Raw genomic sequence first — 13,251 nt, 5'->3', positions numbered from 1 at the left:
GTGGTTGACTTTCCGGGATAAGCCGTTGCGACCGCGTTAACGTTCTGTTCAACCAAACGGGGCAATATAGGCCATATGTCCGCGGAACCGTTCCAACCCGCCAACGACCTGCCCCTGCCTCAGGAGCGGTTTCTCAATCGCGAAGAGAGCTGGCTCCAGTTCAACGAGCGCGTGCTCGATCTGGCCGAAGATCCATCGACCCCTCTCCTGGAGCGGGTGCGCTTCCTGGCGATCTTCGCCAGCAACCTCGACGAGTTCTTCCGCGTACGGGTCGCGGGCCTGAAACGGCGCATGGCCACGGGCCTGCTGCTGCGTACCAAGAGTGGGCTGAAGCCGCGCGAGGAGCTGGCCAGGATCGCCACGATCGCGGACGATCTGGCCATCCGGCACGCCGCGGCCTTCCACCACCACATCTCCCCTCAGCTGGCCGCCGAGGGCATCGAGATCGTCCGGTGGGACGAGCTGGGCCGCGAGGAGCGTACGGAGCTGCGAAAGCTGTTCAGGGAGCGGATCAGGCCCGTGCTGACGCCGCTGGCCGTGGACCCCGCGCACCCCTTCCCCTACATCTCCGGGCTCAGCCTGAACCTCGCGGTCCTGGTGCGGAATCCGGCCACCGATCACACGGTGTTCGCGAGGGTCAAGGTGCCGTCGCAGCTGCCGCGGTTCGTGCAGGCCTCGAAGGACCGGTTCGTCCCTCTTGAGGATGTCATCGCGGCCCATCTGGGGCAGCTCTTCAAGGGCATGGAGATCCTCCAGCACCACGTCTTCCGCGTCACCAGGAACGAGGATCTCGACGTCGACGAGGACGTCACCGAGAACCTCATGCAGGCTCTGGAGAAGGAGCTGCTCAAGCGGCGGTTCGGCCCGCCCGTGCGGCTCGAGGTCGAGGACACGATCACCCCGGAGGTGCTGGCGCCGCTGATCGAGGAGCTGGAGCTGGCGCCGCACGAGATCTACCGGCTGCAGGGGCCGCTCGACCTGTCGGGCCTGCACGCCATCGCCGACCTGGACCGGGGCGAGCTGAGTTACCGGCCGTTCGTGCCCGCCGAGGTGATCAGCGCCGAGGACGACCTCTTCTCGATCCTGCGCGAGCGCGACGTGCTGCTGCACCACCCGTACGACTCGTTCGCCACCAGCGTGCAGCGCTTCATCGAGGTGGCCGCGGCCGATCCCAGGGTCCTGGCGATCAAGCAGACCCTCTACCGCACCAGCGGCGAGTCCCCCATCGTGGACGCGCTGATCGACGCGGCCGAGGCGGGCAAGCAGGTCGTCGTGGTCGTGGAGATCAAGGCCCGCTTCGACGAGCACGCCAACATCTCCTGGGCACGCAAGCTGGAGCGGGCCGGCTGCCACGTCGTCTACGGCGTGGTCGGGCTGAAGACCCACTGCAAGCTCGCGCTCGTGGTCCGCCAGGAGGCCTCGGGCGAGCTGCGCCGCTACTGCCACATCGGCACCGGCAACTACAACCCCAAGACCGCCCGGCAGTACGAGGACTTCGGCCTGCTCACGGCCGACCCGCTGGTCGGCGAGGACGTGACGGACCTGTTCATCCACCTGACCGGCTACTCCAACCACTCCGCCTACCGGCGGCTGCTGGTCGCGCCCCACTCGATGCGCAGCGGGCTGCTGGCCAGGATCGAGCGGGAGATCGCCCACCAGGAGGCGGGGCGCCCGGCACGGATCAGGATCAAGACGAACTCCCTGGTGGACGAGCCGATCATCGACGCCCTCTATCGGGCGTCCAGGGCGGGCGTCCCGGTGGACCTGTGGGTGCGGGGCATCTGCAGCCTCCGCCCAGGCATTCCAGACTTGTCCGAAAATATCCGCGTAAGGTCGGTCTTGGGGCGCTTCCTTGAGCACTCCCGGGTGTACGAGTTCGGCCTGGGCCGCCGTCCCGAGATCTGGATCGGCAGCGCCGACCTCATGCGCAGGAACCTCGAGCGCCGCGTCGAGGCCCTGGTCAAGGTGACCGCGCCGCAGCACAAGGCGTACCTCATCGAGCTGATGGACCTGGCCATGGCCGAGACCACGAACGCGTGGGTGCTGCACTCCGACGGCACGTGGGCCCGCCACCCGGGCGAGGACCCGCAGAGCCATCTCATCAGCACGCGCCGCTGGAGGACCGTTGATGACTGACCTGCTCCGCGCCGCCGGAGCCGTGGTCTGGAGGGGCGAGGAGAGCCGCCCCGAGGTCGCCGTCATCCACCGTCCCAACTACCACGACTGGACCTTCCCCAAGGGCAAGCTGAAGTCCGGCGAGCACGTGATCGCCGCCGCCCTGCGCGAGGTGCGGGAGGAGACCGGGCTGACCGTCCTGCTCGGCCGCGCGCTGCCACCGGTCCACTACCTCAGCTCCGGGCGGCTCAAGCGGGTCGACTACTGGACGGCGCGGGTGGCCGCCGACGACGGCTTCTCCCCCAATGACGAGGTGGACGAACTGCGCTGGCTGCCGTTAGAGGAGGCCAGGCGGCTGCTGACGTACGAATGGGACGTGGGGCTGCTGCGCGCGCTGAAGGCTGCGCCGCTCGAGACCGTGCCCCTCGTCCTCGTACGGCACGGCTCGGCCGGCTCCAGGAACGAGTGGCAGGGCGACGACGAGCTGCGCCCGCTCGACACCGACGGCCGGTCGCAGGCGGCGCACCTGGCCACCGCGCTGCCCGCCTACCGGCCCGAGCTGCTGATCAGCTCCCCCAGTGCCCGATGCGTCCAGACCCTGGAGCCGTACGGGGCCGAACTCAAGCTGGAGCCCCTCCTCAGCGAGGAGGGGCAGGACCCGCAGAAGACCCCCGCCATGGTCAGGGAGATCACCGTGCCCGCGGCCGTGTGCAGCCACCGCAAGGTGCTCCCCGACCTGATCAGGACGTTGAGCGGAAAGGACCTGCACCTGCGCAAGGGCGCGTTCGCCGTGCTGCAGCGGGCGGGCGGGCACGTCGTCAGCGTCGAGCGCTACGCGGCCTGACCGAGCGCCTGGAGGCCGCGCCGCTCACCAGGTGACCTCCAGCTTCGCGAAGCCGTCGGCGATCCTCCCCTCGCTGCGTGGCAGCTCCTCGACGGGTACGGCCGTCCGCAGGGTGGGGAAGCGCTGGAACAGCCTGCCGAACACCGCCACCAGCTCGACCCTGGCCAGGCTGGCGCCGATGCAGAAGCGCGGGCCGTACCCGAAGCTCAGATGCGGGTCGGCCGACGGACGGCGGATGTCGAACACATCCGGATCCGGATAGATCCGCTCATCCCGGTTGGCCGCTCCCGGGGTGAGCACCACGGCCTCGCCCCGGCGGATCGTGTGGCCGCCGATCTCGATGTCCTCGTGGGCGTACCTGGGCAGGCCGTGCAGGCTCGGCGTGGCCATCCGCAGGATCTCCTCGACCGCGCCGGGCGCCAGCCCCGGGTCGGCGATGAGCAGGTCGCGCTGGCCGGGGTTGGCGAGCAGGAGCAGCACGCCGAAGTCGATGCGGTTGACCGTGGTCTCGTGGCCGGCGAACAGCAGCCCGCCGGCGAGCTCGGCGATCTTCCCGTCGTCGTCCAGCTCGTTCGCCAGGTCGGACAGCACGTCCTCGGCCGGCTCGCGCCGCTTGCGCTCGATGAGCCCGGCCATGTACGCGCTCAGCTCATCGCGCGCCGCCTGGCCCTTCTCCAGGTCCAGCATGTCGCCCAGGCGGAACGACACGCCCCCGAAGTACTCCCTGTCCTCGTACGGAACCCCGAGGAGCTGGCAGATGACCAGCACGGGCAGCGGGAAGGAGAGCTCGGCGTGCAGGTCGACCGGCGGCGTCAGCTTGGCCAGGTGGTCGAGCCGCTCGTCCACGAGCGAGCCGACGTGGTCGCTGAGCGCCTTCATCCTGCGGGCCGAGAAGGACGGCATGAACAGCTTGCGCATGCGGTCGTGCTCGGCCTTCTCCGTGGCGATGTCGCCCTGGGGGCCGCCGAGTATGGCCGATCCCGACAGCCTGGCGGCCTTGTCCGGCTCGGGATGCGAGCGCCCGAGCCGGGGGTCGTTGAACAGACTGCGCGCGTCCTCGTAGCCGCTGACCAGCCAGACCTCGTCGCCCGTCTGGGTGCGTACCTTCGCGATGCCCGCTTCGGCCCGCAGGTCGCGGTACGCGGCGGGCACCTCCAGCAGGTTGCCGCGTTCGAAGGGGATGGTGGGAAGGTTCCTCATAGAACCTTCATAACCGCCCCGACCGTCTCTGCCCAGACTCTGGGGAACTCCGCGTACGCCCGCTCGGCCGCGCTGCGCTCGATGCCGATGAGCACTCCGTACGTGAACGTGTCCTCGCCTGCCTGGCGGGCGCTCTCGGCTTCCTTCGCCAGCGTCTCCTGCGCCACCACGCCGTCCTGGTGCGTGCCCAGGATCTCCTGGACGTTCTCGGAGAGTTTGGCCAGCTTGCCCATGTTCGCGCCGAGAGTGGGTTGGAGCGCTTCGGCGGTGTAGCGAGCGCGTTTGGCGGCCTTGCGCACGTCGTGCATGGCTATTTCACGACGTTCCGGGTCTTCTATGGCCTGAGCGGTTTCGTAGGCCTTCGTCACCCGGTTCCAGCCGGCCGCCGCGATGGCGCTGAGCTTCTCCTGGGCGGGCTTGGCCGCCGCTTTCTCCAGCTTCGGGGCGGAGACGAGCTGATCGAGCGCGTTGAGGAGGGTGTAGTAGCGGTCGCCGCTGAGTGCCTCCTTGATGCGGCCATACGCCTCCTGCTCGCGTTCGTACAGATCCGTACCGAGCCGGGTCTGGATGGGGCCGTGGACCAGCTCGGGCTCCAGCCTCGCCAGCTCCTTGGCGAACCTGGCCCTGATCACCTCCAGGTCGCGGGCCTCGCCGAGCACGTTGCCGAGCCAGCGCAGCTCGTCCTGCACCTGGGCGGTGTCCGCGATGACGCTCTTGAACGCCTTGAGCGCGCTGCGCATCCTGCGGGCGGCCACGCGCATCTGGTGCACGGCGTCGTCCTCGGCCCTGCGGACCCGCGGATCCTGCGCGAGGAGGGCGTTGACCTGCCCGGCCAGGTAGGCGACGACGATCTCGCCCGCCGTGTCCGGCTCGGTGGGGGCTTTGGGGAGCGGAGCGGGTTCGAGCAGTTTGGCGAGTTTGCTGGTGGCCGCCGAGGGCGTCGCGCCGGCCTTCCTGAGGCGCTTGCCGACCTTGGCGAGAACGCCCTGGCGATCGGGGGCGAGCAGCTCGGCCTCGACCTCGCGCCACCGTACGATCGTGGGCTCATCCCCGTACACCGTGCCCTTGACGCGGTCGTCGGCGACCTCGACGAGCTTGACGTCGCCGTCGAGCAGGACGGTGACGCTCCTGCGGGTGTCCAGCTCGGCGACCGGCACGAGCGGGGCGCCGCGGGTGTAGGCGCGGACGAGCTCGGCCAGTTCCGCGGGCACGACTTTGGCGCTGCGGGTGAGGGGACGGGTGATCTCCTGCCGTACCCCCTTGGCCTTGGGCAGCTTCAGGTGCCAGCCGGCGTCGTCGCCGCCTCGTCGCCGCCTGAGCGTGACGCCTCGCGTGGCCAGCCGCAGGTCGGCGGTGTCGTAATAGAGAGCCACCAGCTGATAGCTCTTCGGCCCCATGACCTCGGCCACACGGCTCAGGTCCGGAATCGCGTAGTCGGGAGGAACGTCAAATTTGTCCTCGATCTCGATGCCCACTACACCTCGCAAGAGTCCGATTTCGGAACATCATGCCACTTTGAGGTGAACATCACACGACCTGCAGGAGCTCGATTCTGTTGCCGACGGGGTCCGAGAGATAGGTCCGCCGGTAGCCGGGGAAGAGAAGGTCGGGCTCCATGCCGGGGGCGTACCCGTCGAGGTCGTCCACCAGGAAGGCAGGATGTGCCTTGCGCGCGGGCCTGAAGTCGTCCTCGATGCCGAGGTGGACCTCCACACCCTCGCCCCTGAACCATACCCCACCGCGTTTGGCCAGCTCAGGCGGCTTGGGCACCTCCCGCAGCCCCAGCACACCCTCGTAGAAGCGCCTCAGCTCCGGTTCGCTGCCCCTGGGCGCGGCGAGCTGGACGTGGTGCAGCGCTTGGATCATTTCTGCATCACCACGAAGATCCGCCGGAACGGGAAGGGGGTCCCGTAGCTCCTGGCCGGGTACACCTCGGCGAGCGACTTGGCGAGGTCCTGCTTGAACCGCCGCTGCTCGTCCGGGTCGAGCCGGTCGAAGACCGGGCGCAGGGCGGTGCCGGAGACCCAGTCGAGCACCGGGTTCTCACCCTGGAGCACGTGCATGTAGGTCGTCTCCCACGCGTCCACCTGCGCGCCGCCGTGGTTGAGCAGGTCCAGATAGTCGATCGGGTCGTCGACCGGGTGCGCCCTGAGGACGCCGTCGAGCCTGTCGGACCAGGCGCGGGAGGCGCACAACTCGTGGATGGCGACGTGGCTGGGCGCGCCGAAGTTGCCCGGCACCTGGAACGCCAGCCAGCCCCCCGGGGCCAGATCCTCTACCCAGTGCTCCAGCACCTCGCGATGCTCCGGCACCCACTGCAGGACGGCGTTCGAGACGATCACGTCCATCGGCCGGTCGGGACGCCACGTGGCCACGTCCGCCACCGCGAACCGCACCCTGGACCCCAGCCCGCGGGCCTTGGTGATCATCGCGGGCGAGGAGTCGTAGCCTTCCACGGTCGCGCGGGGCCAGCGATTGGCCAGCTCAACGGTGAGTTCACCACTGCCGCAGCCCGCGTCCACGACATAATCGGGGTCGACCGCCCCCACTCTGGAGATCAGCTCGATGAACGGCCGCGACCGCTCGTCGGCGTAGACCGCGTACGTTACCGGGTCCCAAATATCTCTTGACATGAAGATAATTGATATCGAGAGAGATATCTCGATGTCAAGACAGTACACTCTTGTGTCATGACGGAGGATGCTAGAGACGAGGTGGACCGCCTCGTCGCGGCTTGGCGCGCGGAGCGCCCCGACCTCGACGTCGAGCCGCTCCAGGTTCTCTCTAGGGTGTCACGGCTGGCCAAGCATCTCGACCGGGCCAGGCGGGCGGCGTTCGCCGAGCACGACCTGGAGCCCTGGGAGTTCGACGTGCTGACGGCGCTGCGGCGGGCCGGCAAGCCGTACGAGCTCAGCCCCGGCACCCTGCTGCGGGCCACGCTCGTCACCTCGGGGACGATGACGAATCGCATCGACCGGCTCGCCCAGGCGGGCCTGGTGCGCCGTCGGCCCGACCCCGAGGACCGGCGCGGCGTCCTGGTGTCCTTGACGGACCCGGGCCTCGCTCGCGTGGACGCGGCCTTCGCGGACTTGTTGCGGCGGGAACACGAGCTCCTGTCCGGCCTCGGCTCCGATGATCAGCGCGCCCTCTCAGGCCTCCTCCGCACCCTCCTCGCCCCCTTCGACTCCCCCCACTAGCCCACCAGCTCTACGCCCGGCAGGCATCCCTGCTCATACGACCCCAACCCGCCCTCCATCGGGCGGGTGTGCTGCTGCTGCGCGTCAGTCACCCAAGCGATCGACCGACCCAAGCCACTTCACCCCAGGCGACGCCAAGCCTCAGCCACTTCGAGCCACTCCACCTCGGGCGACGCAAAGCGATGGTCGCCCTCCGCCCCGGGCGCCACGAAGCCTCAGCCACCCGAGCAATCGACCAATCCAAGCCGCTCCATCTCGGGCGACACGAAGCCCCAGCCACCCACACGATCGACAGCCCCAAGCCGCTCCGCCCCCGTGTGACGGGAAGCCTCAGTCGCCCAGGCGGTCGGCCACCTCGAGCCACTCCGCTTCGATCGTGTCCTTCTGGGTGTTGATCTCGCGCAGCTGGGCGTCGAGGGAGCCCAGCTTCTCGTAGTCGCTGGCCGCGTCGGCCATGGCCGCGTGGAGGCGGGACTCCTGGTCGCTCAGCTTGTCGAGCTGGCGTTCCAGACGGTTGAGCTCCTTGCGCAGCTCGCGCTCCTCCTTGGCCGACAGCCCCTCATCGGGCGTGGACGTACCCGCGACGCCCCCCGATGCGGCGGCGACACTGGGCGCCTGCGCGATCGTGGCGTTGGCCGAGGTGCCGACGCGGGCGGTCAGGGCCGTGCCGGCCGCGCGGCGTTCGAGGTATTCGTCCACCCCGCCGGGCAGCAGCGAGAGCTTGCCGTCACCGAGCAGCGCCACGCAGCGATCGGTCACCCGCTCCAGGAAGTAGCGGTCGTGGCTCACCAGGACCAGCGTGCCGGGCCAGGCGTCCAGCAGGTCCTCGAGCTCGTTGAGCGTCTCGATGTCGAGGTCGTTGGTGGGCTCGTCGAGCAGCAGGACGTTGGGGTCGTCCATGAGGAGCCTGAGCAGTTGCAGCCGCCGCCGCTCACCGCCGGACAGGTCGCCGACGACCTTCCACTGCGCCTCGCCCTTGAACCCCAGGCGTTCGAGCAGCTGAGAGGCCGTCCACTCCCGCTTGCCGACCTGGAGGTACTTGCGTACCTCCTCCACCGACTCCAGCACCCGCCGCGCCGGATCCAGCTCGGTCAGCTCCTGGGACAGGTGCGCGAGGCGTACCGTCTTGCCCTTGATCACGCGCCCGGAGTCGGGCACCACCGTGCCGGCCAGCAGGCGCAGCACCGACGACTTGCCGGAGCCGTTCACCCCGATCAGCCCGATGCGGTCTCCGGGGCCGAACTGCCACGTGAGATCGTCGAGCACCAGCGGCCCGCTGTCCGGCCCGCCGGCGTGCAGGGTGACGTCCTCAAGATCGTAAACGGTCCTGCCGAGGCGGGCAGCGGCGAACTTCATCAGCTCGACGGTCTCGCGCGCCGGAGGCTCGTTCGCGATCAGAGCCTGAGCGGCCTCGATGCGGAACTTCGGCTTGGACGTGCGGGCAGGCGGACCACGGCGCAGCCAGGCGATCTCCTTGCGCATGAGGTTCTGGCGGCGCTCCTCGGCGGCCTGCGCGATCCGCGCCCGTTCGGCCTTCGCGAGCACAAATGCGGCATAGCCACCCTCATACCGCTCGACCCGCCCGTCCACGACCTCCCACGTACGGCTCGACACGGCGTCGAGGAACCACCGGTCGTGCGTCACGGCCACCAGCGCGCTCTTGCTCGCCGCCAGATGCCCGGCCAGCCAGGCGATGGCCTCGATGTCCAGATGGTTCGTGGGCTCGTCCAGCATGATCAGGTCATGGTCGTCGATGAGCAGCTGCGCCAGCGCCGTACGCCTGCGCTCCCCACCGGACAGATCGCCGACCCTGGCGTCGAGGTCGAGATCGCCGATCAGGTTGGCGAGGATCTCGCGTACGCGCTGATCCCCCGCCCACTCGTGCTCGGCCCGCTCGCCGAGGACGATCTCGCGTATGGCGGTGCCGGCGTCGAGCGTGTCCTGCTGCGACAGGAACCCGACCCGCAGGCCCCGGTTATGGGTGACCCGCCCCTTGTCGGGCTGTACCGCTCCCGCGATCACGGACAGGAGGGTCGTCTTCCCGCCCCCGTTACGACCGACGACACCGATGCGCTCGCCTGCCTCGACACCCAGGGATACGTCGCTGAGGAGCGGCTTGGGCCCGTACGCATGGGAAACCGACTCAAGATTGACCAGATTCATGACCTCCCCAGGGTATCGGCTCCCCGCCCACCTGACGCCCGACGATTCGCCCACCTCCGCCCCTCGTAACACCCGGCAGCACTTCCGGCCAGCCGTACACACGCACGACCCGCTCATGAGGCGTACGTCGCAGGCAACGTCCCCACCGCAGAGGACGTCCTCGCCACAGGAGACGTCCATCCCGGGGACAGTCCACGTCCCTGCCGGTACCCGTCACCGCAGGAGGCGCTCACGTCACGACGAAGCACCCGCATCGCAGGAGACATCCACGTCCCATGAGGCATCGCCATCGCAGGAAGCGTTCACATCCGACAGGGGGCATCCGTCACCGAAGGAGACGTGCGTCGCAGGAGTCCACGCCGCGATGAGGCGCTTATCGCAAGAGGCGCTGAGGCCGCGTTCGGGCGGCCGTTGCTGGAAGCGTGCGTCGTAGGGCCGTCCCCGTCACGGGAGACGTCCATCGCGGGGGACGCCTATGCTCCAGTGAGGATCTGGGGCAAATGTCTACGAACTTGACTCTGCGTGTTGAAGAGTTGGGCGTTCCCGAGGTCATCTTTCGAGAACCGCATGTCAGGGCGGCGGGCCTCGATAACATCGAGTGTCCTTGACCCCGGCAAGTGATGAGAGTGGCAGAAGATCGATGAGTTCGGTGACCGTACGTGTGCCCGCGAAGGTCAACGTACAGCTTTCTGTCGGCCCGCTCAGGGAAGATGGCTACCACGACCTGGTGAACGTCTTCCACGCAGTATCGATCTTCGATGAGGTGGTGGCCAAGGAGTCGGAGTCGATCACCGTGGCGGTGAACGGGAAGTGGTCCGACCAGGTGCCGACCGACGAGAGCAACCTGGCGATCCGGGCCGCCCGGGCGCTTGCCAAGCACGCGGGTCGCACGTACGGCGTCGATCTGATCATCCAGAAGGACATCCCCGTGGCGGGCGGGATGGCGGGCGGCAGCGCCGACGCCGCCGGTGCGCTGGTGGCGTGCAACGAGCTGTGGGGTCTGGGGCTGCCGTTCGAAGACCTCATGGAGATCGCCGGTGACCTTGGCAGCGACGTCCCGTTCTCCCTGCTCGGGGGCACGGCGGTCGGCACCGGTCGCGGTGAGCAGCTGAGCGAGCTGCCCACCGGGGGGACGTTCCACTGGGTGTTCGCGCTGGCGGACGGCGGGCTCTCTACGCCCAGCGTCTACGCCGAGTGCGACCGGCTCAGGGCGGCCGAAGGGGCCGAGGTGCCGTGGCCTCAGCTGGACGGCTCCCTGATGGAGGCGCTGGGCACGGGCGACGCGTACTCCCTGGGCGCCCACCTGAGCAACGACCTCCAGTCGGCCGCGCTCAGTCTGAGGCCGGAACTCGCGCCCACGCTGGACGCCGGTCGTCAGCACGGGGCCCTGGGCGCGATCGTCTCGGGATCGGGCCCGACGTGCGCCTTCCTGGCCATCGACGCCCTCCACGCCCGCGACCTGGCCCTCAGCCTGACCACCACCGGCGCCGCACACACGGCCGTGGCTGCTCACGGCCCGGTCCAGGGCGCCACCTTGGTCTGATCCCCGGCCTCTCGCATAGCGCCCACGCCCACGTCTAGGACGCCGCCCTGGTCTGGTACTCGGTCTCGCATAGCGTTGGCGCCCACGCTCCGGTCTTGGATGCAGCCCTGGTCTGGCTCTCGTCCTCCCACGTAGCGCTGGCGCCCACGGGCCGGTCCAGGACACCAACTTGGCCTGATCCCCGGCCACCCACACAGCGTTGACGCCCACGGGCCGGTCCAGGACGCCGCCCTGGTGGCGCTCTCGTCCTCCCGCGTAGCGTTGGTTTGCGGGGTATCGGCTTGAGCAGCCGGTCTCCCGTGAGTGACCAATGAGGCTGAGGTGACGAGGGGGCCGCGATGGCCGGGGTGACGGTGGTTGAGGTGGGGCAGTGGCGGGGGTCCGGGGCTCCCACGGCTGAGCGCCTGCGGGAAGGGGCGCGGTTGCTGGCCGAGATGGTGGGGGCGGCGGATCAGCGGGTTCGTGTCGAAGTTGATGACGATCTTCGCTCGACGGCTGTGAAGGTTCGTGCGGCGGTCGGGCAGGCTCAACATGGGCTCCTGGTCACCGTTGGCGGGGATTGCGGGGTTGAGCTCGAGCCGGTTGCGGCGGCTCGGGAGCGGTACGGGGATCGGCTCGTTGTGGTCTGGTTCGATGCCCACGGGGATCTGAACACGCCTGAGTCGTCGCCTTCCGGGGCCTATCACGGGATGGTGCTGCGGGCGCTCACCGGGGAAGGGCCCGAAGGGCTGGTGGCTCGGGAGCCGGTGGCGCCTGGGCGGATCGTGCTCGTGGGAGTGCGGGACCTCGATTCGAGTGAGGCCGCCTTTGTCGAGGAGCACGGGGTCCGGCATCTTCCGGTGGTGGACGGCGCGGGGCTGGTCGCGGCGATCGAGGGCTGTGGTGCTGGGGCGCTCGGGGATGACGGCCCTGAGGGGTGCGAGCCTGTGGTCTACGTTCATATCGATCTCGATGTGCTCGATCCTCTGGTCTTCCGGAGTGTGGGGTGTCCTACGCCGGGCGGGCTGCAGCCTGAACAGTTGCTCTCGCTCGTCGCCGCCGTTGCCGAGCGGTTCGAGGTGGCGGGGTTGGGGCTCACGGAGTACGAGCCGTCCAGGCAGGAAGATCAGGAATTGCTCTCCGGGTTGGTCGGCGAGCTGGTGAAGGTCTGTGCTCAGCCTGGACGTACGACGCCGCGGTAGACGGAGCGGAAATACGGCGAGGCCAGGAAGTTGGTCCTTCTGACCACGTCGCCGGTTCTGGGGGCGTGGATCATGAGGCCATCCCGGAGGAACAGGGCCACATGGGTCGGGTCGCCCGTGCCGCCGCCGAAGAAGAGCAGGTCGCCTGCGCGTCGCGCGCGGAACGGGATCCTGCGGCCCTGGCGGAACTGGGCGCCGGTGTAGTGGGTGAGGGCGATGCCGGCTTTCGACCAGGCGTAGAGGGTCAGGCCGCTGCAGTCGAAGCCCCTTGTGCCGGCGCCCCTTCCGATGCCGATGGTGGGGCCTTTCGCTGAGCCGCCGCCCCAGGAGAAGGAGACTCCCAATTGGTCCAGGGCGGCCGAGACGGCGATCTGGCCCCTTGTGAGGGTGGTGATCCTGCCGCCGGGGGTGCGTAGGAGTGAATCGAGCCCGGTTGTGGGATCCGTGGCCCTCCCGTCTGAGGTGCGTTGAAGGGGCTCGGCTTCGGGGTTGACGGTCAGGATCCTGCGTTGGGGTGGGGTCGCTGCGGTTTGGGCGGAGGTCGGGACGGTGGCCAGAGTCCTGGGTTGGGGCCGGGTTGCTGCGGTTTGGGCCGAGGTCGGGAGGAGGGTCGGGGTCCTGGGTTGGGGCCAGGGCCGGGGCCGGGTCGCCGCTGCTTGGGCGGAGGTCGGGAGGGGGGTCAGGACTGCGATGAGCCCGCCGAAGAGGACGCCGCCGAGGGTGAGCCTGAGGAAGGTGGGGAGGGTGATCATGGTGGCCTCCTGACCGTGTGGTGGGTGTGGAGGCCAGGATCATTCGGTGGCGGGAGATGGGGTTGGGCCGAGCGTGGTTCTGTGGAAAACGGGAGGCTGGGTGGGTGGGGCTGTGGACAACGACATCGGATCGGTGCACCGCGGGTGAATGGGGTGCTGGCCGGGAGGGAGTACCGAGCGGGGTGGGTCGGGCACCGGTCGGGAGGGCGGTTGGGCGCCGAGCCGGAGAGTCGGTTGAGGCACCGGATGGAAGCGC

11 protein-coding genes are annotated in these 13,251 nt (G+C 69.1%); 5 read left to right on the top strand and 6 right to left on the bottom strand.

Annotation, left to right across the window (positions count from 1 at the left end):
* Positions 1 to 75: 75 nt before the first annotated feature.
* Entirely contained in the window at positions 76 to 2,136 is a 2,061-nt protein-coding gene (locus tag ACWDRB_RS12495) for an RNA degradosome polyphosphate kinase (RefSeq protein WP_449893300.1), read from the top strand.
* Entirely contained in the window at positions 2,129 to 2,959 is an 831-nt protein-coding gene (locus ACWDRB_RS12490) for an NUDIX hydrolase (RefSeq protein WP_449893298.1), read from the top strand. Before ACWDRB_RS12495 ends, ACWDRB_RS12490 begins: the two co-directional genes overlap by 8 nt.
* A 24-nt stretch (positions 2,960 to 2,983) precedes the next feature.
* On the opposite strand, the gene ACWDRB_RS12485 is transcribed toward ACWDRB_RS12490, so the two are convergent.
* The 4 genes from ACWDRB_RS12485 to ACWDRB_RS12470 are packed head-to-tail and all read right to left on the bottom strand — an operon-like array spanning position 2,984 to position 6,792.
* On the bottom strand, positions 2,984 to 4,159 hold the full coding sequence (locus tag ACWDRB_RS12485; protein ID WP_355197454.1) for a cytochrome P450: 1,176 nt from the start codon (positions 4,157 to 4,159) through the stop codon (positions 2,984 to 2,986).
* On the bottom strand, positions 4,156 to 5,634 hold the full coding sequence (locus ACWDRB_RS12480) for a CYTH and CHAD domain-containing protein (RefSeq protein ID WP_397372100.1): 1,479 nt from the start codon (positions 5,632 to 5,634) through the stop codon (positions 4,156 to 4,158). Before ACWDRB_RS12480 ends, ACWDRB_RS12485 begins: the two co-directional genes overlap by 4 nt.
* A 52-nt stretch (positions 5,635 to 5,686) precedes the next feature.
* Positions 5,687 to 6,025 carry a glyoxalase gene (locus ACWDRB_RS12475; RefSeq protein ID WP_449893294.1) on the bottom strand — a complete coding sequence of 113 codons (339 nt, stop codon included), beginning with the start codon at positions 6,023 to 6,025 and terminating at the stop codon, positions 5,687 to 5,689.
* Positions 6,022 to 6,792: a trans-aconitate 2-methyltransferase gene (locus ACWDRB_RS12470; protein WP_350725846.1), complete on the bottom strand. Its 771-nt coding sequence runs from the start codon at positions 6,790 to 6,792 to the stop codon at positions 6,022 to 6,024. Before ACWDRB_RS12470 ends, ACWDRB_RS12475 begins: the two co-directional genes overlap by 4 nt.
* A 57-nt stretch (positions 6,793 to 6,849) precedes the next feature.
* Between ACWDRB_RS12470 and ACWDRB_RS12465 the strand changes: the two genes are divergently transcribed.
* Positions 6,850 to 7,356, top strand: a complete 507-nt coding sequence (locus ACWDRB_RS12465) for a MarR family winged helix-turn-helix transcriptional regulator (RefSeq protein WP_355197462.1) — start codon at positions 6,850 to 6,852, stop codon at positions 7,354 to 7,356.
* A gap of 330 nt (positions 7,357 to 7,686) precedes the next feature.
* On the opposite strand, the gene ACWDRB_RS12460 is transcribed toward ACWDRB_RS12465, so the two are convergent.
* Complete coding sequence (locus ACWDRB_RS12460; protein ID WP_449893291.1) at positions 7,687 to 9,519, bottom strand: ABC-F family ATP-binding cassette domain-containing protein; 1,833 nt, start codon at positions 9,517 to 9,519, stop codon at positions 7,687 to 7,689.
* A gap of 640 nt (positions 9,520 to 10,159) precedes the next feature.
* Between ACWDRB_RS12460 and ACWDRB_RS12455 the strand changes: the two genes are divergently transcribed.
* Positions 10,160 to 11,062: a 4-(cytidine 5'-diphospho)-2-C-methyl-D-erythritol kinase gene (locus ACWDRB_RS12455; RefSeq protein ID WP_449893289.1), complete on the top strand. Its 903-nt coding sequence runs from the start codon at positions 10,160 to 10,162 to the stop codon at positions 11,060 to 11,062.
* Between the two features lie 422 nt (positions 11,063 to 11,484).
* A complete protein-coding gene (locus ACWDRB_RS12450; protein ID WP_449893287.1) occupies positions 11,485 to 12,243 on the top strand; it encodes an arginase family protein in 759 nt (252 codons plus the stop codon).
* Here the strand turns inward: ACWDRB_RS12450 and ACWDRB_RS12445 are convergent.
* Entirely contained in the window at positions 12,216 to 12,995 is a 780-nt protein-coding gene (locus ACWDRB_RS12445) for a C40 family peptidase (RefSeq protein ID WP_449893285.1), read from the bottom strand. The genes ACWDRB_RS12450 and ACWDRB_RS12445 overlap by 28 nt on opposite strands.
* Between the last annotated feature and the right edge of the window lie 256 nt (positions 12,996 to 13,251).

It is taken from the genome of Nonomuraea sp. NPDC003707 (genome assembly GCF_053587055.1).
This window is presented reverse-complemented; position numbering and strand designations above follow the sequence as displayed.